The 26,801-nt window shown below is 72.2% G+C and carries 21 protein-coding genes and 1 pseudogene; 8 read left to right on the forward strand and 14 right to left on the reverse strand.

The window, feature by feature from the left end; all coding sequences use genetic code 11:
• The first annotated feature begins 32 nt into the window (after positions 1–32).
• The gene (locus ADK86_RS29375) at positions 33–449 is read left to right on the forward strand and encodes a DUF779 domain-containing protein (protein WP_053699338.1); all 417 of its coding nucleotides are present in this window, start codon (positions 33–35) and stop codon (positions 447–449) included.
• Positions 450–645: 196 nt separating this feature from the next.
• On the opposite strand, the gene ADK86_RS29380 is transcribed toward ADK86_RS29375, so the two are convergent.
• Positions 646–1,593: a hypothetical protein gene (locus ADK86_RS29380; RefSeq protein WP_053699339.1), complete on the reverse strand. Its 948-nt coding sequence runs from the start codon at positions 1,591–1,593 to the stop codon at positions 646–648.
• Between the two features lie 364 nt (positions 1,594–1,957).
• On the opposite strand from ADK86_RS29380, the gene ADK86_RS29385 reads away from it, so the two are divergent.
• Entirely contained in the window at positions 1,958–2,488 is a 531-nt protein-coding gene (locus ADK86_RS29385; RefSeq protein ID WP_053699340.1) for a methylated-DNA--[protein]-cysteine S-methyltransferase, read from the forward strand.
• On the opposite strand, the gene ADK86_RS29390 is transcribed toward ADK86_RS29385, so the two are convergent.
• The gene (locus tag ADK86_RS29390) at positions 2,478–3,446 is read right to left on the reverse strand and encodes a TetR/AcrR family transcriptional regulator C-terminal domain-containing protein (RefSeq protein WP_078952341.1); all 969 of its coding nucleotides are present in this window, start codon (positions 3,444–3,446) and stop codon (positions 2,478–2,480) included. The two genes, ADK86_RS29385 and ADK86_RS29390, sit on opposite strands and share 11 nt — an antisense overlap.
• Positions 3,447–3,640: 194 nt before the next feature.
• Between ADK86_RS29390 and ADK86_RS29395 the strand changes: the two genes are divergently transcribed.
• Positions 3,641–4,783, forward strand: coding sequence for an FAD-dependent monooxygenase (locus tag ADK86_RS29395; protein WP_053699342.1), 1,143 nt, complete (start codon positions 3,641–3,643; stop codon positions 4,781–4,783).
• A gap of 432 nt (positions 4,784–5,215) precedes the next feature.
• A complete protein-coding gene (locus ADK86_RS29400) occupies positions 5,216–5,683 on the forward strand; it encodes an RICIN domain-containing protein (protein WP_053699358.1) in 468 nt (155 codons plus the stop codon).
• A 27-nt stretch (positions 5,684–5,710) separates the two neighbouring features.
• On the opposite strand, the gene ADK86_RS29405 is transcribed toward ADK86_RS29400, so the two are convergent.
• Positions 5,711–6,814: a Gfo/Idh/MocA family protein gene (locus ADK86_RS29405; protein ID WP_053699343.1), complete on the reverse strand. Its 1,104-nt coding sequence runs from the start codon at positions 6,812–6,814 to the stop codon at positions 5,711–5,713.
• A gap of 154 nt (positions 6,815–6,968) precedes the next feature.
• Here ADK86_RS29405 and ADK86_RS29410 point away from each other — a divergent pair, with 154 nt between their 5' ends.
• From ADK86_RS29410 to ADK86_RS29420, 3 genes are all read left to right on the forward strand, one after another.
• A complete protein-coding gene (locus tag ADK86_RS29410; RefSeq protein ID WP_030592038.1) occupies positions 6,969–7,316 on the forward strand; it encodes an ArsR/SmtB family transcription factor in 348 nt (115 codons plus the stop codon).
• Between the two features lie 131 nt (positions 7,317–7,447).
• Entirely contained in the window at positions 7,448–8,041 is a 594-nt protein-coding gene (locus ADK86_RS29415; protein WP_053699344.1) for a TetR/AcrR family transcriptional regulator, read from the forward strand.
• The gene (locus ADK86_RS29420; RefSeq protein ID WP_053699345.1) at positions 8,038–8,928 is read left to right on the forward strand and encodes an alpha/beta fold hydrolase; all 891 of its coding nucleotides are present in this window, start codon (positions 8,038–8,040) and stop codon (positions 8,926–8,928) included. The genes ADK86_RS29415 and ADK86_RS29420 overlap by 4 nt, the downstream gene beginning before the upstream one ends.
• A 36-nt stretch (positions 8,929–8,964) precedes the next feature.
• Here the strand turns inward: ADK86_RS29420 and ADK86_RS29425 are convergent, their stop codons facing one another.
• The 3 genes and pseudogenes from ADK86_RS29425 to ADK86_RS41530 form a co-directional block, all read right to left on the reverse strand.
• On the reverse strand, positions 8,965–9,375 hold the full coding sequence (locus ADK86_RS29425; RefSeq protein WP_159393991.1) for a hypothetical protein: 411 nt from the start codon (positions 9,373–9,375) through the stop codon (positions 8,965–8,967).
• Positions 9,372–10,760 (reverse strand): WD40 repeat domain-containing protein, encoded by a 1,389-nt coding sequence (locus tag ADK86_RS29430; RefSeq protein WP_324611425.1) that lies wholly within the window; start codon positions 10,758–10,760, stop codon positions 9,372–9,374. Before ADK86_RS29430 ends, ADK86_RS29425 begins: the two co-directional genes overlap by 4 nt.
• A 33-nt stretch (positions 10,761–10,793) precedes the next feature.
• Positions 10,794–12,355 (reverse strand): annotated as a pseudogene (locus ADK86_RS41530) (helix-turn-helix domain-containing protein); the annotation flags it as partial.
• Positions 12,356–12,845: 490 nt separating this feature from the next.
• Here ADK86_RS41530 and ADK86_RS29440 point away from each other — a divergent pair.
• Positions 12,846–13,766, forward strand: coding sequence for a hypothetical protein (locus ADK86_RS29440; RefSeq protein WP_053699349.1), 921 nt, complete (start codon positions 12,846–12,848; stop codon positions 13,764–13,766).
• Between the two features lie 62 nt (positions 13,767–13,828).
• Here ADK86_RS29440 and ADK86_RS29445 read toward each other — a convergent pair whose 3' ends face one another.
• The 8 genes from ADK86_RS29445 to ADK86_RS29480 form a co-directional block, all read right to left on the reverse strand.
• Complete coding sequence (locus ADK86_RS29445) at positions 13,829–14,101, reverse strand: DUF5133 domain-containing protein (RefSeq protein WP_053699350.1); 273 nt, start codon at positions 14,099–14,101, stop codon at positions 13,829–13,831.
• Between the two features lie 46 nt (positions 14,102–14,147).
• Entirely contained in the window at positions 14,148–15,053 is a 906-nt protein-coding gene (locus tag ADK86_RS29450) for an RNA polymerase sigma factor SigF (RefSeq protein ID WP_050506586.1), read from the reverse strand.
• A gap of 226 nt (positions 15,054–15,279) precedes the next feature.
• Positions 15,280–15,711 carry a DUF3662 domain-containing protein gene (locus ADK86_RS29455; RefSeq protein ID WP_053699351.1) on the reverse strand — a complete coding sequence of 144 codons (432 nt, stop codon included), beginning with the start codon at positions 15,709–15,711 and terminating at the stop codon, positions 15,280–15,282.
• Between the two features lie 89 nt (positions 15,712–15,800).
• Positions 15,801–16,052 (reverse strand): hypothetical protein, encoded by a 252-nt coding sequence (locus ADK86_RS29460; RefSeq protein WP_053699352.1) that lies wholly within the window; start codon positions 16,050–16,052, stop codon positions 15,801–15,803.
• Between the two features lie 86 nt (positions 16,053–16,138).
• A complete protein-coding gene (locus ADK86_RS29465) occupies positions 16,139–16,972 on the reverse strand; it encodes an ABC transporter permease (protein ID WP_053699353.1) in 834 nt (277 codons plus the stop codon).
• Positions 16,969–17,922 (reverse strand): ABC transporter ATP-binding protein, encoded by a 954-nt coding sequence (locus ADK86_RS29470; protein ID WP_053699354.1) that lies wholly within the window; start codon positions 17,920–17,922, stop codon positions 16,969–16,971. Before ADK86_RS29470 ends, ADK86_RS29465 begins: the two co-directional genes overlap by 4 nt.
• A gap of 59 nt (positions 17,923–17,981) precedes the next feature.
• Positions 17,982–22,391 carry a non-ribosomal peptide synthetase gene (locus ADK86_RS29475; RefSeq protein ID WP_078952343.1) on the reverse strand — a complete coding sequence of 1,470 codons (4,410 nt, stop codon included), beginning with the start codon at positions 22,389–22,391 and terminating at the stop codon, positions 17,982–17,984.
• Complete coding sequence (locus ADK86_RS29480; protein ID WP_078952344.1) at positions 22,376–26,779, reverse strand: non-ribosomal peptide synthetase; 4,404 nt, start codon at positions 26,777–26,779, stop codon at positions 22,376–22,378. Before ADK86_RS29480 ends, ADK86_RS29475 begins: the two co-directional genes overlap by 16 nt.
• Between the last annotated feature and the right edge of the window lie 22 nt (positions 26,780–26,801).

Consider the following 26,801-nt stretch of genomic DNA (forward strand, 5'->3'; position numbering starts at 1 on the left):
AGCCGCACGCCCGGGAAGGCGGGACCCTCCTGATGGACGCCATGGACACCACGCACGCCGGCCGCCGGGAACCCGTCACCGGGCGCATCGCGCTCACGCCGGCGGCCGAGGAGCTGATCCGCACGCTGCGCGCCGCGCACGGTCCGCTGATGTTCCACCAGTCGGGCGGCTGCTGCGACGGCAGCTCGCCGATGTGCTACCCGGCGGGCGAGTTCCGTACGGGCGCGTCGGACGTGCTGCTCGGGCGGCTGCCGGTGGACGGCGTCGCGGAGGCGGTGGACTTCTGGATGTCGGCGGACCAGTTCGCGCGCTGGCGGCACACGCATCTGACGGTGGATGTCGTGCCGGGACGCGGCGGGGGCTTCTCGCTCGAAGCGCCGGAGGGCGTGCGCTTCCTGATCCGCTCGCGGCTGTTCACCGAGGAGGAGCGGGCGCGGCTGGGCGAGTGAGGCACGGCCGGGGCACGTTGCCCAGGTAGCTGGTGAGGCCCCGCGCACGGGGGATGACGCGGGGCCTCATCCAGTTGAACGAGCGGAGGGGGCCCGGGGTTCCCCACCGGGGCGGAATTTCCCGAATATTTTTCCGCGGGCGCACGACGCCGCTCTCCGGCCCGGCCCCGGCCGCACCCCCGGTTCCTCCCCCTCCTCACGCCTCGTCGTCCACCAGCCGTTCCAGCATGTCCTGGAACTCCACGTCCACGACCACCCGCAGCCCGTCGCCGTCCGGCTCGCTCAGCCGCGTCATCTCGCCGCGCCGCCACCAGAACACGTTGGGGCTGATCGCCCCCGCCGCGTCCTCGTGCCCGGCCGCGGCGAACTGCGCCATCGCCTGGAGGGCCGGAACGACCTGCGAGTCATGGATACGGTGGAAGGCCAGCTGGTGGCGGAAGGGAAGGGCGACCAGCGCGCCGTCCGCGGTCAGCGGCGTACCCATGACCCGCTGCACCAGGTCCTCCAGGACCAGCACCCGGCTGGCGGTGAAGAACGAGTCGCCCAGCACCACCTCGAAGGACGAGCCGTCGCCGCGCCGTACCGTCTCGTGGCCCTCGACCGGCAGCGCGCGCAGGTTGTTCAGCGCCCTGATCCGCAGCTCGGCCACCTCGCCGAGGTCCGTCAGCGAGTCCTCGCTGAGCATCTGCACCGCCTCGGGCAGGTCCAGGGCGAGCACCTCGCGCAGCCCGGGGGCGGGCGCGCGCCCGTACCGGAAGGAGTCCGCGGGCGGCAGCGTCTCCTCGGCGACCACCCGCGGGAACAGCCGGGCCCTGATCTCGTCCTCCGACAGGGTTTCCATCGGCTGCGGTCCGTCCATCGTGCGCAGCACCTTGCCCACGTGTTCGCGGATCATGGTGGGCCACACCCGCTCGCCGCGCCGGTCGCGGTGGCAGACCGCGGCGAGGTTGCCGAGCCCGAACTGCCGTCCTGCGGAATCGGCGACCACACCGGCGTACACCGTGACCTCCAGGCCGCGCTCGGCGAACGCCTGGCGGACCTGTGACCGGAAAACGCCGCCCTCCCGCTCGGAGAAGAAGGAGAACTCCCCGTCGCGCGGGGCTTCGCGCGGATCCCGCTTCGGTCCACGGCGGAACAGGCCCATCTCTTCCTCCCGGCGACGGCCACGATGCCGCCGATCGTAACGGCTGCGCCGGAGCCCCTCGACCGGTCCCCCACCCGGTCGCGCCCGGCCTCCCCCGGCGCGCCGCGGCCCGGCCGGCCGAAGTCCTCCCTGGTCATCCTGCCCAGGACGGCAGCCGCTCATGGCGCCCGCGAACAGCGGAAACGGGCGGCGGACCGGGGCACCAGGCGTCCCGTCCCCCCACCGGGGTACGCTGCGGGGCCCGCGGCACCGGCGGGGACGCGACGTCCGATTCCCGCCAGCCGCGGCGCCCGCGCGGCCACACAGTGGAAGGTGACGGATGAGCCGGTGAACGGCACGAGAGCACAGAGAAAGGGGCCGGACCATGACGGCCACGACGGTCCACACCACACTCGCCAGCCCGCTCGGCGACCTGCTGCTGGTGGGTGAGCCGTCCGCCACCGCGCCCGGCGGCACGGCACTGGCCTCCCTGTCCGTACCGGACCAGAAGGGCGGCGCCACGGTCGGCCCGGGCCAGATCCACGCCCCGGCGGCCTTCACGGAGATCGCCGCCCAGCTCACCGCCTACTTCGAGGGCACACGCACCCGCTTCGACATCGAGTACGTGCCCGGCGGCACCCCCTTCCAGCAGCGCGTCTGGCAGGCCCTGGAGACGATCCCGTACGGCGAGACCTTCACCTACGGCGACATCGCCACCCACATCGGCGCCCCCCGCGCCGCGGTCCGCGCCGTGGGCACCGCCATCGGCCGCAACCCCCTCCTGATCATCCGCCCCTGCCACCGCGTCATCGGCGCCAACGGCACCCTCACCGGCTACGCGGGCGGGCTGCAGCGCAAGGAACAGCTGCTGCGCCTTGAGGGGGCGGGGTGTGTGGTGGGGGCTGTTACGGGGTGAGACGGCGGTTGGTGCGGCCGGTTTCGATGAGCACCGACAGGCCGTCGAGGTGTGACCGCAGCCCGAATTCGAAGAGGGCGTCGAGGTCCAGGTCGTACCCGTCCGCGCCGCAGCCCTCGATGACCCGGGCGAAGGTCGGGTAGGCGCCGGAATCGATCAGCCGGGTGAGCGCGGCGGTCTGGGTGTCGAGCCACTGCTCGTCCGACAGTCCCGTGGCGCCCAGGGCCTGCGCCTCGCGTTCCAGGTGGACGGCCAGGCCCTGTACATGCCCGTACAGCAGCACGTTGACGTTGAGCATGGTCGCCGGGTCGAGGCCGTTTCCGTCGAGGGCGCTGAGCATCCACTCGGAGTAGGCGAGCATGTTGGGCAGCAGCAGCGGCCTGGTGAGCGACCCGGTCTGGGCCAGCCAGGGATGCGCCCGGTGCAGCGCCCACAAGGCCCGGGCGCCGGCCTCCAGCCGGGCCCGCCAGTCGGCCGGGGCCTCGGCCGGACGCGGCAGTTCCCCGAACGCCGTGTCGGCCATCAGCAGCACCAGGTCGTCCTTGCCGTTCACATAGCGGTACGGCGACATCGCGGCGGTCCCCAGGCGCGCGGCGACGCCCCGCATGGACAGCGCGGCGAGCCCTTCCGCGTCGGCGATGGCGATGGCCGCGCGCACCACGCCGTCACGGCTCAACTCGCGCTCCGGTGCGGGCCCCTTGTCCGTATGCCGGGCCGCCGTACCGGAGCGCCCCCGGACGGGCGCCACCACGGTGCCGACGCGCGCTCGGGTGCGCACCGTCCCCTCCTGCCGCAGGACGGTCAGCGCCTTGGTCGCGGTGGCGAGGGCGACGTTCCACTCCCGGGCGATCTGCCGGGTCGACGGAATCCGGTCCCCGGGGGTCAGCTCGCCCTCGGTGATGCGCTGCCGGATGTCGTTGACGATGCGCTGGTAGGGCGGGGTGCGGTGTGCGGTCACCGGTGTGTGCCTCCTTACACGGCTGTATGTCCAGCTGCACATCCCAGCTGTACTAGTACAGACGCTAGCAGGGAGGAGGCCGCGAGCAGCTATTGCTGAGCTAGTACAGCTGCAACTAAAGCTCCAGGTCCGCCACTTGGCGAGGCTGCGCGTACGGCGTACATTCAGCGCGTACACCGCACAGAGGAGTCGCGATGCAGACCGTTCCCACCCACCCCGCGCACGCCCGGACCGTGCTCGTCTCCGGCGCGAGCGTCGCCGGGCTCGCCCTCGCCCACTGGCTGCGCCGCCACGGCCATAGGCCGACGGTGATCGAGCGGGCCCCGGCCATACGGCCGGGCGGGCAGGCGATCGACGTGCGCGGCGCGGCGCTCGACGTTCTGGACCGCATGGGCCTGCTGGCGGCAGCGCGTGCGGCGCGCACCCGGATGCGCGGGATGTCGATGCTCGACGCGGGCGGAAACGAGCTGTGGCGCTCGACGGAGATGACGCTCAGCGGGGGCCGGCTGGACGGTGACGACATCGAACTGCTCCGTGACGATCTGACGGGGCTGTTGTACGAGCGGACCCGGGACGGGGTCGAGTATGTCTTCGGGGACTCGATCACTGCCCTCGACCAGCGTCCGGACGGCGTCCGTGTGACCTTCGAACGCGCCGAACCCCGGGACTTCGACCTGGTGGTCGGGGCCGACGGACTGCACTCGAAGGTGCGCACTCTGGCCTTCGGGCCCGAAGAGCGGTTCATCCGCCATCTCGGGGCGTATGTCGCCGTGTTTGCGACGGACAACTTCCTCGGCCTGGACGACTGGCAGATATGGGTCCAGGACGACGACCGCGCGAGCCTGTGCGTCTATCCGGCGCGCGGCAACACCGAGCTCCGGGCCACCGTCGGATTCCGGTCGGAGCCCATCGGCCTCGACCACCGGGACACCGCCCGGCAGCAGGCGGTCATGACCGAGCGGCTGGCCCACCTGGGCTGGGAGACACCCCGTCTGCTGAAGGCCATGCGCGAGGCGCCCGACTTCCACTGCGACGCGATGGCCCAGATCCATCTGGACCGCTGGGCGGACGGCAGAGTCACGCTGGTCGGCGACGCGGGGTACTGCGCTTCCCCGCTGTCCGGCCAGGGCACCAGTCTCGCGCTGGTGGGCGCGTACGTTCTGGCGGCGGAACTGGGCCGGGCGGACGGCGGCCACGGCGCGGCGTTCGCCCGCTACGAGCAGCGGATGCGGCCGTACGTGGCCCGCAATCAGGCCCTGGCCACGGAGCATATGTCCGGCGCCGCCGGAGAGGCGGCCCTCGACGCGGCGAAGAATGCGATCGCGCTCGACGGGTGACGACGCCACGGCACGGCCCGCACGAACGCAAGGAAAACGGCGCCAAGCCCCCCAGACCCGGCGCCGTTTCCGCCTGCCGCTCCTCCCTTCCCCCCACCACCCGCGTACGCGGGCCGGGAGGAGCGGCCGGATCGCGGCCGGCCCGGGTCGGGCGATCCCCCGCATCACCCGACCCAGGCAGCCTCGACCGGGGGCCGTCCCGTGCGGGACGGGCTCCCGAAGCCCTGCCGAGTATATTGGCTCCGGGCCAGTCAACGCAGGGGCTGTGCCATGACCGTTTTCGAGCGGTCTTGCCGGAGGGCCCCGGAGCTGCGGCGCACATCGCCGCACGACTCGTCTTTCGGCGCGTCAGCCACGGCCGCCACAGTGCTTTTCGTACACTTGAGCGACTTGGCGGCGGTGGAGCCGCCTCGACGGGTGAAGGGGCGGGGCGTGAGTGGCGCGGAGGGGCTCGCGGCGGTTGCTGAAGGGGCGTATGTGGTGCGGAATGTGGGCAGCGGGCTGCTGCTGGAGGTCGAGGACGGCCGCAAGGGCAGTGGGGCGAACGTGCGGCAGGGGAAGGACGACGGCTCGCCGGGGCAGTTGTGGCGGATCACCGAGGTCCACCCGGGCAGCGGGCTGCGGCATCTGACCAACGTGGGCAGCGGCAAGCGCCTGGATGTCACCGGCGCCTCCACCGAGAACGGCGCCAACGTCCAGCAGTGGAAGGCCAACAACTACGGCGCGCAGGAATGGCTGCTGGAGCAGCACGTGGACGCGCCCGGCACCTTCACGCTGACCAACTACGCCAGCGGGCTGCTGCTGGAGGTCGCGGACGACAGCGCGGAGCCGGGGGCCAACGTCCGGCAGTGGGAGGACCGGGACCGTGCGGGTCAGTGGTGGAGGCTGGAGAGCCGCTGATCGCGGCCGCACTCCGCAGGGCCGTCCTCAGAATCCGGCGGCCCGCTCGATGCGGTCGAGCAGCCGGTGGCGGCGTACGGCGTGGGCGAAGTCCGGCGCGTGGTGGGTGCCGTCCGCGAGATCGGTGCGGATCTGCTCGTAGGCGTGGGCCACGGTGTACGCCATCTCCGTGCCGCGGCCGGCGAGCGCGGGCAGCGTGGAGTACGCGGCGGGGACCGGCAGTTCGGCGAGCGCGGTGTCCTCGCCGCGGGCGCCGTGCACGGTCACCTGGCCGAACTGCAGGTGGCCGGAGTCGCCGGTGAGCAGCAGGTCGCCGTCGGTGCCGTTGATCTCCCAGTGGAAGTTGGTGGCGCGGGACAGGCCGCCGCGGAAGTGGACCGAGGCCACCGCGCCGCCTTCGAGTACGCCGCTGACGGCGATCTGGTCCGGCACGTCCATCCGCGCGGCTTCCCCGGTCACCTCGTTGCGCACCTTCGGGCGGCGGGTCGCCAGCGTGGCGTCGAGGTCGGTGAACTCGCCGAGCGCCATGGTCACGGCGTCGATGGTGTGGCCGAAGGGAATGGTGAGCAGGGAGGCGCCGTTGGTGCGGTCGAGGAGGTAGGCGCTGCCCGGCTCGAACTCCGCTCCCCAGCCGCGGCCGGAGGCGATGACGCTGGTGGACAGAACCTCGCCCACGTACCCGTCCGCGATCAGGTCCCGTGCGTACCGGATCTGTGGCGCGGAGCGGGCCTGGAGGCCGACGAAGGTGCGGATGCCCTTGGCCTCGGCGACGGCGGCCAGTTCCTCGGCCTCCGCGAGGCCGTTGCCCAGCGGCCATTCGCTGAGCACCATCTTCCCGGCCTCCAGGGCGGTCAGGGCCAGTTCGCGGTGGTGCGGAACCTTGACGTTGACGACCACGAGGTCCACCTCGTCGCGCCGTACGAGTTCCTCGGCGCTGCCGAAGGCGAGCGGGATGCCGTACTTCTCCCCTGCGGCCCGTGCCGACCCCGGCGTGCTGGCGGACAGGGCGCGGAGCTCGAATCCCGGTACGGCGGCGAGCGCGGGCAGGTGGGCGCGGGCGGCCCAGCCGCGGGAGGCGCTGAGGCCGATGATGCCGACGCCGATGGGGGCGGAGGAGGTGCGGGAAGGCATGACGAAGTCCTTTCGGCGGTGATGGCAGGTGGTGGGTGGCGCGGCGGCGGGCCGCCTGCCGCGCCGGGCGAGCGATCACGACAGTAGCCCATGTTCGCGTGAAAGTGAACATGGGCTTCTTCGGCGCCGCCCGCGGGTGAGGGATACTGGGCGCATGGCCAGCCGTACGTCCTCCCCGCTGCTCCACCCCGACGAGCGGGACTTCGACCTGTTCGCCGTCATGAACGCGCTCACCGACCCGGTCCGGCTGAGCATCGTCCTCAGGCTCGCCGACGAGTCGGCGGTGCCCTGCGGCACCTTCGACCTGCCCATCGCCAAGTCCGCGCTCAGCCGCCATCTGCGCGTGCTGCGCGAGGCGGGCGTCATCAGCCAGCGGGACGAAGGCACCCGCCGGGTCAACTCCCTGCGCGCGCAGGAGTTGGAGCGCCGCTTCCCCGGACTGCTCGACCTCGTCCTCAAGGAAGGCGCCAACCGCGGCACGCCGCAGCCGGTCCCCGCCTAGAGGGCACTTTCTTCGTTCTGGACGCCGCATTCCGCCTCCTTGGTGGAGTGCGGCGCTTTTTTGTTTGCTATTCCTAGGACCCCTAGGCTAAAACTAATACCCCTAGGCAGACAGGAACGTACGGAGGACACATGGCGCGGGCCGGGCTGACGGCGGAGCGGGTGACGCGGGCGGGGGCCGAGCTGGCGGACGAGGTCGGGCTCGACCAGCTGAGCATGTCGCGGCTGGCGCGGCGGCTCGGTGTGAAGGACGCGAGCCTGTACTCGCACGTCCGCGGGCTGGAGGATCTGCGCGGGCGGATCGCGCTGCTGGCGGCGGACGAGAAGACCATCCGCATCGCGGAGGCGACCGCCGGGCGCGCGGGCAAGGAGGCGCTCGTCGCGTTCGCCAACGCCTGGCGGGAGTACGCCCACCAGCACCCGGGCCGCTACACGGCGACGCAGATCCCGATCGACATCGATCCCGAGCTGGCCGCGAAGGCGCCCGGCCCGCGGCGCGCGGTCGAGCTGACGTACGGCATGCTGCGCGGCTACGGCCTGGCCGAGCCGGACCTGACCGACGCGGTGCGGCTGTTGCGCAGCACGTTCCACGGCTTTGTCGCCCTGGAGGCCGCCGGCGGTTTCGCGCACGCGCGCTCGCCGCAGCGTTCCTGGGACCGCGCCCTCGACGCCCTGCACGCCCTCCTGGAGCACTGGCCCTCGTCCCGAGAAGGAGACTCCTCATGACCGGTCCGACCATCGGCAGTCTGCGCGTGAACGGCGCGACCCTGCACTACGAAGTGCGCGGCCGGGGCCCGCTCCTGCTGCTGATCCCCGGCGGCACGGGCGGCGCGGCATCCTTCGACGGCATCGCCGACGAGCTGGCCGCCACGTACACCGTCGCGGCCTACGATCCGCGCGGCCTGTCCCGGAGCCCGCTGGACGACGCCGATGCCGAGCAGCGGGTGGCGGAACACGCGGAGGACGCGTTCCGGCTGCTGGAGTTGCTGTCGCCGGGTGAGCCCGCCCGGGTCTTCGGTTCCAGTTCGGGCGCGATCGCCGCCCTGCACCTGCTCACCGCCCACCCCGAGCGCGTCGAACGCGTCGTGGCGCACGAGCCGCCGGTGGTGGAGGTCCTGCCGGACGCGTCCGAGCACCGCGCGCTCATCGCGCGCGTACAGGAGACATTCCGTACGCAGGGGCCGATGCCGGCCATGGCGGTGTTCGCCGCGGGCCTGAAGAAGGACGGTGACACCGCCGAGCCCGCGCCCGCGCCCGAACTCCCGCCGGAGGCGGCGGCGCGCGCCGAGCAAACACTGGCCGGCCTGCCGTTCTTCGTCAGCCGCATCGTGCCCGCCTTCATGTCGTACGTCCCGGACCTCGACCGGCTCGCGTCGCTGTCGGACCGGCTCGTACTGGCCTGCGGGCAGGACTCGCGCGGCGAGCTGCCCTACCGCCCGGCCGCGCTCATGGCCGAGCGCTTCGGTACGGAGCTCCGGCATTTCCCCGGCGGGCACATCGGCCTGACCACGCATTCCGCCGAGTTCGGCGCAGCCATCGAAAAGGCCCTCCGTCCTCACCCCTCTCCGGGAAATGCCCCCTGCGGCCGTGCGATGCCGGGCATGGCGGTGTGACGCCGTCGCCTGCTGGTCGGCCGCATACCGGCCACGTCAGTCCTCGCCGTGCAGGCGACGGCCGTCGCGGGCCCGGACCACCTTCAGCACTCCCGCTCCGAGCAAACTCACGAGTGTCCCACCGGCGCAGCAGTGGAACAGTACGGTGAACCAGAAAGGACCGGCCGTGGTTTCGATGGAGCCGTCCGCGAAAATACAGGTGGTTTCCGGCGGCCACTCTTTTACCCGGATCTCCTGAAGCGGTGCGCTGTGCCCGAAGAAGCCGAGGGCGCATTCCTCGTCCATCGCGCCGGCATGCGCTCCGAGCCAGGCCAGACCGTAGGTGATGAGGAAACCGGTGCACGACCAGACGGCGAAGGCCCAAAGGAGGGTGGGCCGTATGCTCTTCCTGTCGCGCCCGCCCCGGGCATCGCGCCCTGCGAAAACCCGCCCGCCGACAGATTTCACGGGCACGCCCCGCCGACCGAGAGCTGTGGCCAGTGACGCGTGGCGTTCAGACGGCACATCCGGTCGATGACCTCGCGTGGATCGAGTTCCCACATGCGTGTGGCGTGGCTGTCGCCGCCACTGGCGAGACGGTGCCCGTCGGGGGCGAAGGCCACAGCGTTCGTGATATCGCCACGGCCGGTCAGCGTGGCATCGATCTGGTGGGTCGCCGTGTTCCAGAGGCGAATGGCGCGGTCGTCACCCGCCATGGCCAGGTGCCGGCCGTCCGGGGAAAATGCCAGGTCGGCCACGGCAGCAGGATGGTCGGCGAAGATGACCGTATGCCGATGGGTTGCCGTGTCCCATGAATGCACACGGGTGTTGGCGCTGATGAGGGTCCGTCCGTCGGGGCTGAAGGCGACTGCTTTGACGGCACCGGTGTTTCCGGCGCCAAGAGTGGCGAGTGGGCGGTGCGTACGCATCTGCCACAGACGTACCGTTCTGTCCGCGCCCGCGGTGGCCAGCGTACGGCCGTCCGGAGCGAAGGCGAGGTGGTGCACCACGCCCGTATGTCCGGAGAGCACCGCGATCTGCCGGTGTGAGCCGACGTCCCACAGGCGGGCCGTGTGGTCGCTGCTCGCAGTGGCCAGCGTACGGCCGTCGGGACTGAAGGCCACCGACCGGACGGCGGCCGAGTGCCCGGTGAGGGTGGCGACTTCGCGGTGAGTGGCGGCGTCCCAGAGCTTCACGGTGGAATCGTCACCGCCCGAGGCGAGCATCCGGCCGTTGGGGGAACAGGCGACGCTGCGCACCACGGACGCATGGCCGGCGAGGGTGGCCGGCATCCGGTGTGTGGACGTGTTCCACACCTTGACGGTGTGGTCCGTGCTCGCGGTGGCCAGGACGCGCCCGTCCGGCGCATACGCGATGTCCGTCACCGTGCCGGTGTGGCCGCCCAGTGGGTTCGGGCTGAATGCGGAGTAGGCGCTGAGCAGGCTGCTCCGGGCCTGGGGTGTGGGGTCCCGGTGGTAGGCGTTGAGCGCGGTGAGTACGGCTTCCTCCGGCCGGTCACGGATCAGCGCGTCGGCCCGGGCGGCGAGTTCCCGGGAGAGGGCGGCCCGGCGCTGGCCCAGCGCGGCCCGGCTCTGTTGTACGACGACGGCCACCGCCAGGAGGGACAGGACGAGCAGCACGGCAAGGCTGTGGGCAAGGATGCGCAGGCGTCGTACACGGCGCTGCTCGGTGCGCCGTTCCGTGGCCTCCAGGTCGGCGCTCGCTTCGAGGAACGCTCGCGTCGCAGGGCCGAGGGCCGCCTTCTCGCCGGGATCGGTGAGCCGGCCGCGGGTGGCGGCCAGCCGGGCTCCCCGGTACAGCAGGCTCTCGTCCCGGCCCTCCCGCTCCCACATCGACGCGGTTTCCGTGAGGAGCTGCCGGGCCCGCAGTGCGGCGCGGTCTTCATCGAGCCACTGGCGCAGGCGGGGCCAGGCGCGGAGGAGAATCTCGTGCGCCAGCTCGATGTGGTCCGTGTCGGCGGTCAGAATGCGCGCCCGGGTGAACACCTCCAGGACGGCTCGGGCCGTCTCCCGCTCCGGGCCGCTGCCGAGCAGGTTCTCGCGGAGGGTGCGGCGGCTGGTGTCGTGTTCCTCGCCGATGACGACCAGACGTAACAGCAGCTGCCGGGCCAGCATGTGCCGGTCCGGGGGCAGGGAGGCGAAGGCACGCTCGGCGGTGGTGGCCACGGCTCCCGAGATGCCGCCTGTCAGTTGGTAGCCGGACACCGTCAGTACACCGTTGTGCCGATGCTGCCAGGTACTCAGGAGAGCAAGGGGAGGACTCCGGCGCGTGCGGGGCCCGGGTCTGCCGTGATACCGGGGCTCACGCCGGCGTCGCGTACCAGGATTTCGACGAGCCCCGGCTCCATCTCCAGACCGGCTCGCCGGGCGGGCCTGGTGATGGTTTCCCGCAGTTGTGCCTCGGTCATGGGACCCAGGGCGACATGCCCGCGCTGCAAGGCGGCCCTGAGTCCGGGATACGCCAGACATCGGTCGTAGAAGTCGGCGCGTACTCCGAGTACGACGGGGGCGTACGGCAGTCCGGCATGCGGCCGCGCCGCGGTCAGGGCGAGAAGCGTCTCCACGAAGGCGGTCCGCTCGTGTTCGCTCCGGCAGAGGGTGAACGTCTCCTCGAACTGGTCGACCACCAGCACGAGCGCGGCAGTCCGCGTCCTGCCGGTGTCGCTGTCGCCTTCCACCGCGGCCGTTCCCTCACCCTTCGCGGCCTCGGCCGACCGGAATCCGTCCGCGGCGGCGGCCACCGCGACCGCGAAGGCTTCCGCTCCTTCGTGCAATGCCTCGGCGAGCAGATGCTGCGGGGTTCCCGTCACCCTTGCCACTTCCGTCGGGAATTTCTCCAGCGGATGCTCACCGGGGGTGAATACCACGACGGGCCAGTCCCGGGAACCGCTCACGGGTAAAGCGCCGCGGGCCAGCGCGGGTAACAGCCCGGCCCGCAGAAGCGAGGATTTCCCCGCCCCGGACGGGGCCGTGACCAGCAGAACACCCGGCTGGCGAAGCCGCTCCGTCAGCTGAGTGACCAGACCGGCCGCGGCCTCGTCGCGTCCGAAGAACCAACCCGCATCTCCCGGGCCGAAAGCGGCCAGGCCCTGATAGGGGCATTCCTCCTGGTTCTCCGACCGGGTTCCCCCATCGGTTCTCCCGGGGGGCCTGACCATCAGCTCCAGTGTTCCGCCGGTGTCCAGGGCTTGGTCACAAGCCCGGGCGAGCTCCCATGTCAGGGGTTTCTCACCGTTTTCGACCTTGCTCAGATATCCCTTGCTGTAAAAGGCGAGCCCGGCCAGCCGGACCAATGACACACCGCGTTCCAGCCGTAACCGGCGTAGCTGCCGGCCATGTCGCGACATCAGAGCCTCGCCGTACGAAGTGCCGGGCTCAGGGACTTGGCCCCCACTGGCTGTTCCCTTCTCGTATGACCGGACGGGCATCGGCACCGACCGGCACCCACGAAGATCATTTCAGCCCCGCAGAGGCAGGACAACGGCACATTCCGGCCCACCCTTCGCGCCCTGGCGGACCGTGCCCGTAGGGCGGACGAGCAGGTTCCGCTGCCGCGAAGGCACTGCCGCGGCGGTCGGTTGTGGTGCGCAGCCGCACGTCGGAGGCTGTTTCCCGCTCTCGGGTCCGCGGAGGAAACAGGGAAACCCTGGCCCTCCGGCCACTGATCGACTGAGCTGTCACAGGCCGGCCTCATGAGGCGGGTGGTACTGGGGGGATGCCACCCGGGGGAGCCTCGGAGGCCGGCGCTCACCACGTCGGTGAACGCGTACAGCGACAGCGGAAAGCGACCGCCTTCCGGCAACAACCCCGGCAGTGAAGCCGCGCGGTCGCGGGCACACCGCTCCCCCGCACGGAAGACGAAATACGCCGCTCTTTTCCGGCCCTGCCGGAAAGGCGGCACATCGATAGGGAGGATCTGTGTTCCGAACGAAGCGAGCGCGCCGCCGTTCCCGTCCGGCGGCGGTCGCGGCCGTCGCCGTCGCCGCGGCCCTGCTGCCGGCGGCCTCCGCCACCGCCACCACGCCCGGCGCGCCCGTCTCCGCGCCCGCGGCGCACCCGGCACAGGCGCAGGAACGGCCCGCGTCCGAGCGCCCGACCCTGTACGCCCGTGATCACGACGGCGAGCTGTGGCAGTACGAGGGCACCGGTTACTCGTACACGCCGTTCAAGCCCCGGCGGCAGATCGGCGGCGGGTGGGACGCCCATGCCGACATCACGTCGCTCAACGGCACGACCGCCGACGGCAAGGGGGATGTCGTGGCCGTCGACAAGACGGGAATGATGTTCTTCTACAAGGGCAGCGGTGACCCCTCCCAGCCCTTCGAACCGCGCATCCAGATCGGACTCGGCTGGGACCGGTACTCCCGCATCGCCGGTGCCAGTGATACCAACCACGACGGAAAGAACGACCTGGTGGCCCGCGACCGCAACGGCGTGCTGTGGTTCTACGCAGGTACGGGCGAGCCCACCGAGCCTTTCAGGCCGCCGGTGAAGGTCGGCGGCGGCTGGAACGCCTATAAGAATGTGGTCACTTACAGCGACGGCGTCCTGGCCCGCGATTTCGACGGCGTCCTGTGGGCCTACAAGGCCACCGGGTCCCCCTCCTACGAGGAGCCGTTCTATCCGCGTGTCCGGGTGAGCGAGGGCTGGGGCAGCTACCACGACATCACCGGTGTCCGGGACGTGGACGGCGACAACCTGGCCGACATGGTCGCCCGCGGGTCGGGGGGCGGCCGGCTGTGGCTGCACCAAGGCGAGCGCAGCCAAGGCATGGTGATCCCCGAGGAACGCAGCGAGCTGGTCGGGGGCGGCTGGCAGATCTACGACAAGCTCTTCTGACCGGCCGAAACGCCGCTCCCCCTCCCGGCGGCCCGGAAGGGGGAGCGGGGCCATCGTCGTGCTCAGGCGGTCAGCTGTACGTCGGCACCGGACGCCGGTGCCGCGTCCTTCACCCGGTGCGTGGCGTCCGCCACACGGGGCGCGGTCGCGAGCTGCTGCCGGGCGGCGGCGAGGGCGTCCTCGGGTCTGCGGGTCCCGGTGGAGACGCACAGCGTGTAGGTCACGTCCTCCAGCCGCCGGCGCGATGCGTCGGTGCCCTGCTCCGCGTGGTGGGCCCGCGCCGTCTCGTAACGCTCGACAAGATCCCGCAGGACCGCGGGGTGGGCCATCAGCACGTGTTGTCCTCTCCTCGTCGTAGGAATATCGGCAACGGGAAAAGCGTCAGGCTTCGACGCACAGGCCGGTACGCAACTTGCGCAGGGTACGGGCCAGCAGCCGGGAAACGTGCATCTGGGAAATGCCGAGCGCCTCCCCTATCTTCGACTGCGTCATTTCCTGGCCGAAGCGCATTTCGATGATCTGGCGCTCCCGGTCGTCCAGTTGCTGGATGAGCGGGGCGAGCGCGTGCAGGTTCTCGACGGTTTCCATGGCCGGGTCCGTGTCGCCCATGGTGTCGGCGACGGTACGGGCCTTGCCGTTGGCCGGGCCGTCGTCGGACTGCTCGTTGGGCGAGTCCAGGGAGCCGGCGGCGTAGCCGTTGGCGGCGATGAGGCCGTCCAGGACCTCTTCCTCGGTGATCTTCAAATGGGTGGCCAGGTCCTTGACCGTGGGGTCGCGGTCGAGGGTGCCGGCGAGCTGTTCCTTGGCCTTGGCGATTTCGACCCGCAGTTCCTGGAGGCGGCGCGGCACGTGCACCGCCCAGCTGGTGTCGCGGAAGAAGCGCTTGATCTCACCGACGATGTACGGGACGGCGAAGGAGGTGAATTCCACCTCGCGGGAGAGGTCGAAGCGGTCGATGGCCTTGATGAGGCCGATCGTGCCGACCTGGATGATGTCTTCCATCTCGCCGCTTCCGCGGTTGCGGAACCGGCCGGCGGCGAACCGCACCAGCGACAGATTCATTTCGATGAGCGTATTGCGCGCGTATTGGTATTCGTGTGTGCCCTCTTCGAGGACCTGGAGCCGGTCGAAGAACAGCTTCGACAGCTCGCGTGCGTCCTTGGGGGCGATCTTGCCCGCGTCCTCGACCCACGGCAGTCCCTCGGCAACGCCCGCTGCCCCGCCCGACGGCCGGTCGGTGCCGGTCGCCTGGTCGAGCTCCACAGTCCGCACTGCTGCCGTTGTCATGACTCGCCCTTTCCTGAGTGTCGACGACGATGCGTAGGACCGGGTTCCCCGAACGGCACCGGTCATTCCTCACAGATCAAAAACAGTCGTCGCAGGTGACGGACGTGACACCGGGTTCAAGCCAAGGCGGGAGGCTGGGCGGCGTGTTGGGGCATTGGCCGCAAGAGCCGTCGAGTTGGACAGATCATGGCAAATCTCTGCGCAGGTCCGTCCCCTCCTGTCGACTTCACGTCCCGGGCGCTGTCGTCCGCGGTGCCGCCGGAGGCGTCCCGCTGAACGCGTCCGCCGGAATGTTGGGCATGGCCTGGCTGGATATGCGGTAGCGGCCGTCGAGGGGTTTCCCGGCCCGGGTCACGTGGACGGTGAGCGGGCCGGCCCATTCGTAGTGGTGCTCCGCGGCGTGCCGGGCCAGTACGTCGGTCAGCTCCTGGCCGATCTGCGCTTCCCGCTCGCCGAGCTGTTCGTGTACGGCGGGGGCGAGTTCCACTTTGTAGGCGTTGGGGACGAGCACCCGGTCGTGGGCGGCCACCACGGCGTGGTCGTCGCACTCGCGTCGCAGGTCGTCGCACAGCTCGACCGGGTCGTTCCCGAGCACCTTGTCGACCAGCGCACTTTCCCAGTGCTCCACCGTCTTCTCCATGCGCGTGAGCAATCCCATGCCGGCCGGGTTCCCGGTTCACGGGGTCCCATTCGGCGCAGTGGACGGCGGCGGGCGACGACCCGCGGTCCGCATGAATCCCGTACCGGTTACGGGTGTCGGATCTCCGGCGGGGCGGGCGCCTCGGGAGCCGGCGGGGCTTCGGGGGCGTCGAACGGCGGCGGCTCCTCGGCCGTCGAGGACTTCGGGCGGGCCGGCCGCGGCGCGGCGGGAGCCGACGGCGCGACCGGGGTGCCGGGTACCGAAGGGGCCGGCGGCGGGGCGGGGGCCTCGGGTGCGGCCGGCTGGGGCGGAGCCGGAACGCGGGCCTCGGGTGTGTGGTTCTCGTGGGAAGCGGACATGGTGTTCTCCTTTTCGGTTGCGGGAGGGAATTGCCGGTACCGGATATGTGGCGCCGGGAAAGGCGCCTCTGCCGGTGGTGTCCGCGTCACTGCGTGACGCGGCGGGCGAACGAGCGCATGGCGAGCCATACGAACCCGGCCGCGCCCACGGCCAGGGCGGTGAGGAAGGCCCACGTCGGCATGTGGCCGACCTGGGGTGTGAGGACGGCGCGCAGTCCCTCGTTCATGTAGACCATCGGGTTGAAGAGCACGGCGATCTGCAGCCAGGGCGTGCCGTCCAGCGACGACCACGGGAAGTAGACGCAGCCGAGCATCATCGCGGGGAACATCACCAGGGTGAACAGCACCTGGATCTGGCGCGGGTCGATCCGGGTGGCCAGGTACATGCCGATCGCGGCGGCCAGCACCGCGCCCGCGAGCAGGACGAAGACGAGCATCGGCCAGTTGGCGACCGATACCGCGGGGCCCTGTCCCTGGGCGTGCACCAGCAGCACGACGGGGAAGACGAGGACGCCCGCCACCAGGCCCTCGACGACGGCGGAGAGGATCTTCTGGAGCCCGAGCACCCGGACCGGGACCGGCGCGAGCGCCCGGTCCTCGATGGCGCCGGGCCCGGACAGCTCCATGACCAGGGGGAAGGTCACCGCGGCCATCGCCTGGAGGACCATGGAGGAGCCCACCAGGCCGGGCACCATGATGGTGGAGAACGCCTCTCCCCCGGGTCCGGCCCCGCCGCCGCCCACCTTCGGCAGCACATAGGCGAAGACGAAGACGAACAGCAGCGGCTGGATGACGATGCGTACGGCGCTCATCACGAAGTTGCGGCGCAGCACCCGGGCGTCACGCGCCATCATGGCCGCGAAGGTGTGCAGGGTCCGGCTGCGGACGGCGGGTGCCTTGGTCAGTACGGTGGTGGTCATTCGCGGAACTCCCGTCCGGTCAGCGTCAGGAACACGGTTTCCAGGCTGGGGCTGATCTGGGACGCGTCGAGGACGGTGAGCCCGGCCTTGGTGGCCAGCGCGACCAGGTCGCTGAGCACGCCGTCGGCGTCCTTGGCGAAGACCCGTACCTGTCCGTCCGCTGCCTCCACCCGGTCGGCGCGCGCCATCGCGCGCACCGCGGCGAGGTCGAAGTCGCCGCCTTCGTGGACGATGGTGACGACGGTCTCCGCGCCGATCGAGTCGCGCAGCGCCTTGGCGCTGTCGCAGGCCAGCACCCGGCCGTGGTCGATCACGGCCAGCCGGTCGCACAGTGTCTCGGCCTCTTCCATGTGGTGCGTCGTGAGCAGGATCGTCTGCCCGTCGGCCTGGAGGCCGCGCAGGATGTCCCACAGGTGGAGGCGGGACTGCGGGTCGAGGCCGGCCGTCGGTTCGTCGAGGAAGAGCACGTCGGGGCGGTGGACCAGGGCCCGCGCGATCATGACGCGTTTGAGCTGCCCGCCGGAGAGTTCGAAGACGCGGGCCCGGCCGCGGTCGGTCAGGCCGAAGAGCGCGAGGAGGTCCTGTGCCCTGGCGCGGGCGGCGCGGCGGCCGAGGCCGAAGTACCGGCCGCGGAACTCCAGGTTCTCGGCCACGGTCAGCTCGATGTCGAGGGTGTTGTCCTGCGCCACCACGCCGATGCGCCGTTTGACCGCCACCGGGTCGGCGGCCATGTCCAGGCCGCAGATCCCGGCGTGGCCCGCCGAGGGGCGGATCATGGTCGTGAGCATGCCGATGGTGGTGGACTTGCCGGCGCCGTTGGGGCCGAGCAGTCCGAAGAACTCTCCTTTCGGCACGCTCAGGGAGAGGCCGCGCACGGCCTCCACCGCGCCGCCCGGCCCTGGATAGCTCTTCTGCAGGCCGTCGGCGTGGATCGCCAGATTGCCGGACATCCGGGCACCTTCCTGTTGTCGCCGCCCGCTCGGTGCGGGACGTGTTGCGGTGGAATGGGTCATGGCGCCGGGCTCGCGTCCCGGTGCGGGCGGCCGTCCGCCGCCGTGGGCGGGTCGATCCGGAGGCGGCCGAGTTTCGCCCCGGGTTCCGCTGCGACCTGTCGCAGTACGCGGGTCAGCTGGGCGGCCAGCGCTTCCACGGTCGGCCGTTCATACAGGTCGGCGCTGTACCAGATGACGCCCTCGACGCCGGCCGGACTGCCGCCGTCCGACCTCAACTCCCGTAGGGTGACGGCCAGTTCGCTGCGTGCCGCGCCGCGGTTGCGGTGGGCGGGCCGAAGCGGCCGGGCCGTGAGGCCGGGCAGGTCCCAGGGCGCTTCCGGCAGGTTCTCCATCCCGATGATCATCTGGAAGGGCCGGTGTCCGAGGCGTTCCTCAACGGGCTGGGACGGCAGGTCCTCGTGCGCGTACGCGGCGAGGTCGGCCTTGCGTACCCGGCGGACGAGTTCGGCGAACGCCGGGTCGCCGCCCGCGTCGGCGCGCAGCACCAGATGGTTGGCGAACAGGCCGACCACGTCGCTCGTCGCGTCGTCGGCACGTCCGGCGGAGACGGTGCCCATCGGGACGCTCTCGGCGCCGCGCCGCGCCCACAGGGCGGCGACGGCCGCCCGCAGCACCATGAACAGGGTGGCCCGCTCGCGCCGCGCGGTCTCCAGCAGGGCCCGGTGCCCGGCCTCGTCCACCACGAAGGTGACCTGGCCGCCCTCGCCGGTGGGCGGGTCCGGCGGTGTCCGGTCCGGGGCCAGCAGAGGTTGCTGCGGCAGATCGGCGAGGACGCGGGTCCAGTACGCGAGGCGGCGGCCGAACGGGCTGTCCGGGTCGTCGAGGCGGGCCAGCTGCTCGTGCTGCCGTACGGCGAAGTCGGCGTACTGAAGGGGCAGCGGCGCCCACCCGGGTTCGCCGCCGGCCGCGCGTGCGGCGTACGCGGTGGACAGGTCACGGGCGATCAGCCCGGTGGACCAGCCGTCCGCGGCGATGTGGTGCACCACGATCTGGAGCACGTGGTCGTCGGGTGCGAGAGCCAAGAGGGTGGCCCGGCAGGGCGGTCCGGCGGCGAGGTCGAAGGGACGGGCGTGGGCCGTGTCCAGGGCGGCGGTCAGCTCGTCCTCGGTCACGGGTACGACGGGAAGGGCCACCGGGGCGGGCTCGGTGATCACCTGCCCGGCCGTCTCGGTGAAGCGGGTGCGCAGGGATTCGTGGCGGGCGAGTACGTCGTTCCAGGCCGCTTCCAGGGCGTGCGGCCGCAGCGGACCGCCGAGCCGTACCGTCAGCGGGATGTTGTACCGGCTCTCGCCGGAGAGCATGGAGCGCTGACCGGGTGTCAGCGGGATGGTGTCGGGGCGCGGTCCCGCGTCCGGTACGGGCTGCTCGGCGGTGTCGGCCAGGCGGGCGGCCAGGTCGGCCGGGGACGGCGCCTCGAACAGCTCGCGCACTTCCAGGTCCTTGCCGAGGACGGCCTGCACGCGTCCGGCGAGCCGGACCGCCAGCAGCGAGTCGCCGCCGAGATCGAAGAACCCGTCCTCGGCGCCGACCCGGGCGACGCCCAGGATCTCGGCGAACAGGGAGCACAGGATCTCCTCCACCGGCGAGTTCGGGCCGCGGCCGCGGTATCCGGCCGGGAGGTCCGGGGCGGGCAGGGCGGCCCGGTCGACCTTGCTGTTGGCGGTCAGCGGCAGCGCGTCCAGGGCCACCGTCGCCGACGGCACCATGTAGTCGGGCAGCCGCTCGGCCGCGAAGTTGCGTACGCCCGCCGCGTCTCCCACGACGTACGCGACCAGCCGTTTGTCGCCCGGCCTGTCCTCCCTGGCCAGCACCGCGACCTGCGTCACCCCGGGGCAGCGGGCGAGGACGGCCTCGATCTCGGCCGGCTCGATCCGGAACCCCCGGATCTTCACCTGGTCGTCGGCGCGCCCCAGGAAGACCAGTTGCCCGTCGTGGTCCCAGCGGACCAGGTCGCCGGTGCGGTACATCCGGGCGCCGCCCTCGTACGGGCACGCCACGAACCGTTCGGCGGTCGGCGCCGGACGGCCGAGGTAGCCGCGGGCGACGCCCTGCCCGGCGATGTACAGCTCCCCCGTGACCTCGGGCGGGACCGGCCGGAGCGCGGCGTCCAGCACGTAGACCCGTACCGCGTCGCGCGGGCCGCCGATCGGGAGGACGGCCGGGGCCGGTGCGCCGGGGCCGACGGCGAAGGTGGTGGCGCACAGGGTGGTTTCCGTCGGCCCGTACAGGTGGCTGACGGTGAGTCCGGGGCAGGCGTCCCGGACGCTCGCGACGGCCTCGGCCGGTACCGCGTCGCCGCCGGTCAGGACGTGCCGCAGACCGGCGAAGCACTCGGGCGTCTCCTGCGCGAGGACGCGGAAGAGCCCGGCCGTCAGGTGCACGGCCGTCAGCTCGTGGTCGGTGACCAGGCGGGCCAGCGCCTTCGCGGTGAGGTCGTCCGGTGGCGCGATCACCACCCGCCCGCCGTTGAGGAGCGGGACCCACAGTTCGAGGGTGGAGGCGTCGAAGGTGTGCGGGGCGTGGAAGAGGACGCGTCCGGTGGCGATGCCGTCCCAGCAGGCGTCGAGGGCGAGGGCGGTGATGTTGCCGTGGGTGGCGACGACGCCCTTGGGCTCGCCGGTCGAGCCGGAGGTGTACATCACGTACAGGCCGGAGTCCGGCGTGACGGTGGTCGTGAACGGGGTGTCGGCGCGGGTCCGCAGGGCGTCCTCGACGTCGGTCTCCGTCAGGACGGCGGCGGGCGCGGCGTCGTCGAGCAGGGCCCGTACCCGCTTGGCGGGCAGGGCGGTGTCCACCGGTACGGCCACCGCCCCGGCCTTGGCCGCGCCCAGCAGCGCGACGACGAGTTCGGGCGAGCGGGCGAGGGTGACCACCACCCGGTCTCCCGGCCGGGTGCCGGCGGCGTGCAGGTGGCGGGCGACCTGGTTGGCCCGCGCGTCCAGGCAGGCGTACGTCAGGGTCGTCTCGCCGGACACCAGCGCGATGTCGTCGGCGTGCTGTCGTACGGCCCGCGCGAACAGTTCCGGGACGGTCGTGGGCGCGGGGCCCGCGGCGCCGGTGTTGACGCCGTGCAGGAGCCGGTCGGCCTCGCCGTCGACGAGGATGTCGATGTCACCGGCCTTGATGTCCGGATCGGCCGCGAGCTGGCCAAGAATGCCGACGAATCGGGCGGCCAGGAGTTCCGCACTGCGGCGGTCGATCAGCTCCGGGCGGTGGGTGAGCAGGAACAGCAGCTCGGGGCCCGGGAAGGCGGCCAGGCTGAGCGGGTAGTGGCTGACGTTGTGGGCGCGTACGGGAGTGAGCTTCAGCGGCGGTCCCTCCTCCTCCGCCAGGGGACCGCGCGGGAAGCTCTCGTAGACCAGCAGGCTGTCGAACTCGGCTCCTGGCCCGCCCGCGCGCTGGATTTCGCTCAGCCCCAGGTACTGGTGGGAGATGAGGGCGCCCTGCCGGGTCTGCACGCCGGTGAGAAGTTCGGCCACCGGCCGGTCGGCCGTCAGGGGCACCCGTACGGGAATGGTGTTGATGAACAGCCCGAGCATGCTCTCCACGCCGCGCAGTTCGGCGGGGCGGGCCGCGACCGTCGCGCCGAACACCACGTCGTCCCGGCCCAGCAGGCGGCCGAGGAGGAGCGCCCAGGCGCCCTGGACGAAGGTGTTGGGGGTCAGGCCGGATCGGCGGGCCAGTTCGGTGAGCGCTTCGGTGGCGGCCCGGTCGAGCTTCGCGGAGATCTGTTCGTGTCCGGCGGAGGGCGCCGGGCGGCTCGCCGACGGTGCCAGCAGCGTCGGTTCGCGCAGCCCGGCGAGGTCGGCCCGCCACGCGGCGCGGGAGGCTTCCTTGTCCTGGGCGGCCAGCCATCCGAGGTAGTCGCGGTAGGGCGGTACGGGCGGCAGGCCGGACGGGTCCCCACCCGCCTCGTAGAGGGTCCACAGTTCGTGCTGGAGCGTGGGCAGTGACCAGCCGTCCATCAGGATGTGGTGGTTCGTGCAGATCAGCCGGTGCCGGTCCGGTCCGAGGCGCAGCAGCATCAGCCGGAGCAGCGGCGGTACGGCCAGGTCGAAGCGCCGTACGCGGTCCTCGTGGGCCAGCCGTTCCGCCTCCGCGAGGGCGGCTTCGGGCGACCGGTCACTGAGGTCGACGTCCCGCCAGGGCAGCTCCACGCGGGCCGGGATGACCTGGACGGGCTGTTCGAGGCCCGGCGGCTGGCGGAAGCAGGCCCGCAGGGTGGCGTGCCGGGCCACCAGCGCCTGCCAGGAGGCGCGCAGCGCGGCCGCGTCGAGGTTCCCTTCGATGTCCACGGCGTCCTGGACCACGTAGGCGTCCTCGGCCCGCTCGTCGAAGAGGGAGTGGAAGAGCAGTCCCTCCTGGAGCGGCGTCAGCGGCCACACATCTTCTATGCGGCGTTCCACGGCATACCTCCCGTACCGGGTATTTCATTGAAGTCGTCCTCCAGGGCCTCCAGCTGGCCGAGCGTCAGGTCGACCAGCGGCAGGTCCGAGGGGGTCAGGCCGCCCGCGTGCGGGGCCTCGCCGAGCGCGGCCAGCCCGGCCAGCAGGGCGGTCCAGCGGTCCGCCAGGTGCTCGGCCCCGTTCTCGGTCAGGGCCCCGTCCAGCCACGACACCAGCAGCACCAGCTCGGGGCCGGTGTCGCCGTCGCGGACCAGGCCGCCGAACTCCAGCGCGTGCAGGGCGGGCAGCTCCGGGTCGGCGTCGGCGCCCATGGCGCGGGGGCCGGCCGGCTGCCAGTCACCGGTGTCCGGGCCGGCGACGGCGAACCGGCCCAGGTAGTTGAATCCGGCCGCGGGGGTGGGCAGGTCTCCGGATGCCTGCGCGGCCTGTTCCTTGACGCGTTTGAGCAGCCGGCCAGCGGCCGGGCCGCCCGCGCGCACCTCGTCGAAGTCGGTGACGCCCGCGTCCAGGCGGACCGGGCGCAGGGTGGTGAACCAGCCCACCGTCCGCGACAGGTCCAGGTCGCCGTCGCGGCCGTGCCCTTCCACGTCCAGGACGACCGGGCCGGGCCGGTCCTCGGTGAGGGCCGCGGTGAGCGCGGCGAGCAGCACGTCGCCGGTGGTGGCGTGGAAGGCGGCGGGCACGGTGGTCAGCACCGCTTCGGCCGTCCGCGCGGGCACGGTGAACGTGCGCTGCCGCATCTGCCCTTCGGTGCCCTGGAGCGGCCCGGCGGGCCGTGGCCGGTAGGCCGCCGCCGCTTGACCGGCGTACGTACGGAACGCGGCCGCGACCGGCGCGAGTTCCGCGTCCGGCTCGGCCCAGGCCGCCGCGAGGTCCGGCAGCAGGATGCGCCAGGAAACCGCGTCGAAGACCAGGTGGTGCACGACGATCACGAGCCGTCCGGACCGCCCGCTCCCCCGGTCGAACCAGACCGCTCGCAGGGTGGTGCCGGTACGCGGGTCGAGCCGGCCGGACGTGGCCCGTGCCTCGGCGTCGATCAGGTCCTCGAACGCCTCGCCCGTCAGTCCCGTGGCATCGACGCGCCGGACCCGGTCCGGTACGGGTGCCGCGTCGCCGACTTCGAGGTACGGTTCCGCACCGTCCGGAACGACCAGGCGGGCCCGCAGCATGGCGTGGTGGTCCACGGCCTTCTCGACGGCCCGGGTCAGCCGGTCGAGCCCGGCCCGCGCGGGGACCCGTACGACGGTCCACTGTGCGAAGCGGGCGGCCAGCACCTCCGGTCCGCCGCGCGCCGCCAGCTCCCGCATGATCGGGGTGAGGGGGACGACACCGTGGCCGTCGTCGTGCCGGATGTCGTCCTCCGTGACGGGCCGGGCGACCAGGGCGAGCGCTTCCGGTGTCTTGTGCTGGAAGACCTCGGCCGCGGTGATCCGGTATCCGGCCTTGGCGGCGCGGGCGACGAGCAGCAGGGAGATGATGCTGTCGCCGCCGAGCTCGAAGAAGCTCGCGTCCGCGGCGACGGGAACGGACGGTTGCGTGGCGTCGTCCGGCGTCCCGATGCCGAGGAGTTCCGCGAAGAGGTGGCAGAACAGCGTCTCCAGCGGGGTGCGCGGAGCCCGCCCCGCCGACGCCGCCGCGTAGTCGGGAGCCGGCAGGGCGGCCCGGTCGACCTTGCTGTTGACGGTCAGCGGCAGCTCGTCCAGCACCACCGTCGCCGACGGCACCATGTAGTCCGGCAGCCGCTCGGCCGCGAAGTCCCGTATGTGTACGGAGTTCCCGACCACGTACGCCACCAGCCGCTTGTCGCCCGGCCGGTCCTCCCGCGCCAGCACCGCCACCTGCTCGACGCCCGGGCAGCGCGCGAGCACCGCCTCGACCTCCGCGAGCTCGATCCGGAAGCCCCGGACCTTCACCTGGTCGTCGGCGCGGCCCAGGAAGACGAGGTTCCCGTCCCGGTCCCAGCGCACCAGGTCCCCGGTGCGGTACATGCGCCCGCCGCCGTACGGGCAGGCCACGAACCGTTCGGCGGTCCCGGCGATGTACAGCTCGCCGGGCATGCCCACCGGGACGGGGCGCAGGAACCGGTCCAGGGCGTAGACCCGGGTGCCGTCGCGCGGACGGCCGATCGGCAGGACGGGCGGGGCTTCCGCGCCGGGCGGGAGGGTGTGGGTGGTGGCGCAGAGGGTGGTTTCGGTCGGTCCGTACAGGTGGTGCAGCGTGACGCCGGAGCACGCCTCGGCGACCCGGGCGACCGCCTCGGGCGGCACCACGTCGCCGCCGGTCAGCACGTGCCGCAGGCCCGCGAAGCACTCGGGCGTCTCCTGCGCCAGCGCCCGGAACAGTCCGGCCGTGACATGCACCGCCGTGATCTCGTGCTCCGCGACGAGTCCGGCGAGCGTCCCGCCGTCCATGTCCACGGCGGGCGCGACCACGACGCAGCCGCCGCCGAGCAGCGGCACCCACAGTTCGAAGGCCGACGCGTCGAAGGCGTGCGGCGCGTGGAACAGCACCCGGCCCGTTCCGATGTCCCCCCAGCACGCGTCGCGCGCGAGCGCCGCCGCACCGCCGTGGGTGACCATGACGCCCTTGGGCGTTCCGGTCGAGCCGGAGGTGTACATCACGTACAGGCCGGAGTCCGGGGACACCCGTACCGGGGGCGGCGACGCGGGGAAGCCGTCGAGCACGTCCGCCGCCGGCACCTCGGTCACCACCAGCGCGGGGGCGGCGTCCTCCAGCAGGTACCGCACCCGCTCGGCCGGATACGCGGTGTCCACCGGCACGAACACGGCGCCCGCCTTGGCGATCCCGAGCAGGACGGTCACCAGCTCGGCGGTCCTGGGCAGCAGCACCGCCACCCGGTCCCCCGCGCCGACCCCCTGGGCGTGCAGGTGGTGCGCGAACCGGTTCGCCCGCGCGTCGAGTTCCCCGTACGTGAGAGTCAGCGCGCCGGACACCACGGCCGCCGCGTCCGGGTGACGGGCCGCGGCCTGCTCGAACAGGCCGGGCACCGTCCGTCCCGCGGCACCGGCGCCGGACGGACCGACGTTCACCCCGGACACCAGCCGCTCCCGCTCACCGTCCAGCAGGAGGTCGAGGTCTCCCACCCGGGCCCGCGCGTCGTCGGCGAACCGGCCGAACACCGCCACCAGGCGCTCGGTCAGCGCCTGCGCGGTGGCCGGGTCGAACAGGTCGGTGGCGAACTCCAGCAGCCCGTCGAGGCCGCCGCCGTCCGGCCGCTCGCGCAGCACCACCGACAGGTCGAACTTCGAGCTGGTCAGCCCCACCGGGACGACCTCGGCGCCCAGGCCGGGGGCCGCGAAGTCGGTGCCCGGCGCGTTCTGGAGGGCGAAGGCGACCTGGAACAGCGGGTGCCGGGCCAGCGAGCGGACCGGGTTCAGTACGTCCACCAGGTGCTCGAACGGCAGGTCCTGGTGGGCGTAGGCGGCGAGATCGGCCTCGCGTACCCGCCGGACCAGCTCGGTGAAGGAGGGGTTGCCCCCGGCGTCGGTGCGCAGCACCAGCGTGTTGAGGAAGTTGCCGACCAGCCCGTCCAGCGTCTCGTCCGTACGGCCCGCGATGGGCGTGCCCAGCGGTATGTCCTCCGCGCCGGCGAGCCGGGACAGCAGCGCGACGACGGCGGCCTGCGCGACCATGAACAGTGTCGCGTCGCACTCCCGCGCGATCTCCTGGAACCGCCGGTGCACGGCGGCGTCCACGGTGAACGGCAGCATCGCTCCCCGGTGGCTGGCGGCCGCGGGCCGGGGCCGGTCGAAGGGCAGCTCCAGCTGTTCCGGCAGGCCGGCGAGGGTACGGGTCCAGAAGTCGAGCTGCCGGCCGAAGAGGCCGTCCTCGGTGTCCTGGGCGAGGAGGTCGCGCTGCCAGAGGGTGAAGTCGGCGTACTGGACGGGCAGCGGCGCCCAGTCGGGCGCACGGTCCTCGGCCCGCGCCGTGTAGGCGGCCGACAGGTCACGCATGAGGACGCCCATGGACCAGCCGTCGGCGGCGATGTGGTGCACGATGATCAGCAGCACATGCTCGGTCGGTGATATCTCGTAAAGCGTGGCCCGCCAGGGCAGTTCCGTTTCGAGACGGAAACCGCGGGCGGCTTCGGCGGCCATGGCGGCGTCCAGCGCATCGTCACTGACAGCGGCCGTTTCGATCCGTGCTGGTACGGCGGCCAGGATTTCCTGGTGGGCGCTGCCGCCGTCGTCGGGGTAGCGGGTGCGCAGGGTTTCGTGCCGCCCCACCACATCGCCCCAGGCCGCCTCCAACGCCGCGACGTTCAATTCCCCGGTCAGACGAATAGCGAGGGGAATGTTGTTGGTCGGACTCGGCCCTTCCAAGCTGTGCAGGAACCACATCCGCTGCTGCCCGAACGACAACGGCATCGGATCAGGCCGCTCCGCCGGT

This window comes from Streptomyces sp. NRRL F-5755 (assembly GCF_001279365.1).
Taxonomy (GTDB): Bacteria; Actinomycetota; Actinomycetes; order Streptomycetales; family Streptomycetaceae; genus Streptomyces; species Streptomyces rimosus.

Bases quoted from the DNA above. Each gene is read 5' to 3' on its own strand.
- ADK86_RS29410 (WP_030592038.1), top strand. From the start codon at position 6,969: ATGGCCAGCCGTACGTCCTCCCCGCTGCTCCACCCCGACGAGCGGGAC.
- ADK86_RS29430 (WP_324611425.1), bottom strand. From the start codon at position 10,760: ATGTGGGAGCGGGAGGGCCGGGACGAGAGCCTGCTGTACCGGGGAGCC.
- ADK86_RS29395 (WP_053699342.1), top strand. From the start codon at position 3,641: ATGCAGACCGTTCCCACCCACCCCGCGCACGCCCGGACCGTGCTCGTC.
- ADK86_RS29450 (WP_050506586.1), bottom strand. From the start codon at position 15,053: ATGACAACGGCAGCAGTGCGGACTGTGGAGCTCGACCAGGCGACCGGC.
- ADK86_RS29375 (WP_053699338.1), top strand. From the start codon at position 33: ATGGACGCCATGGACACCACGCACGCCGGCCGCCGGGAACCCGTCACC.
- ADK86_RS29415 (WP_053699344.1), top strand. From the start codon at position 7,448: ATGGCGCGGGCCGGGCTGACGGCGGAGCGGGTGACGCGGGCGGGGGCC.
- ADK86_RS29405 (WP_053699343.1), bottom strand. From the start codon at position 6,814: ATGCCTTCCCGCACCTCCTCCGCCCCCATCGGCGTCGGCATCATCGGC.
- ADK86_RS29380 (WP_053699339.1), bottom strand. From the start codon at position 1,593: ATGGGCCTGTTCCGCCGTGGACCGAAGCGGGATCCGCGCGAAGCCCCG.
- ADK86_RS29420 (WP_053699345.1), top strand. From the start codon at position 8,038: ATGACCGGTCCGACCATCGGCAGTCTGCGCGTGAACGGCGCGACCCTG.
- ADK86_RS29480 (WP_078952344.1), bottom strand. From the start codon at position 26,779: ATGCCGTTGTCGTTCGGGCAGCAGCGGATGTGGTTCCTGCACAGCTTG.
- ADK86_RS29465 (WP_053699353.1), bottom strand. From the start codon at position 16,972: ATGACCACCACCGTACTGACCAAGGCACCCGCCGTCCGCAGCCGGACC.
- ADK86_RS29385 (WP_053699340.1), top strand. From the start codon at position 1,958: ATGACGGCCACGACGGTCCACACCACACTCGCCAGCCCGCTCGGCGAC.
- ADK86_RS29460 (WP_053699352.1), bottom strand. From the start codon at position 16,052: ATGTCCGCTTCCCACGAGAACCACACACCCGAGGCCCGCGTTCCGGCT.
- ADK86_RS29470 (WP_053699354.1), bottom strand. From the start codon at position 17,922: ATGTCCGGCAATCTGGCGATCCACGCCGACGGCCTGCAGAAGAGCTAT.
- ADK86_RS29455 (WP_053699351.1), bottom strand. From the start codon at position 15,711: ATGGGATTGCTCACGCGCATGGAGAAGACGGTGGAGCACTGGGAAAGT.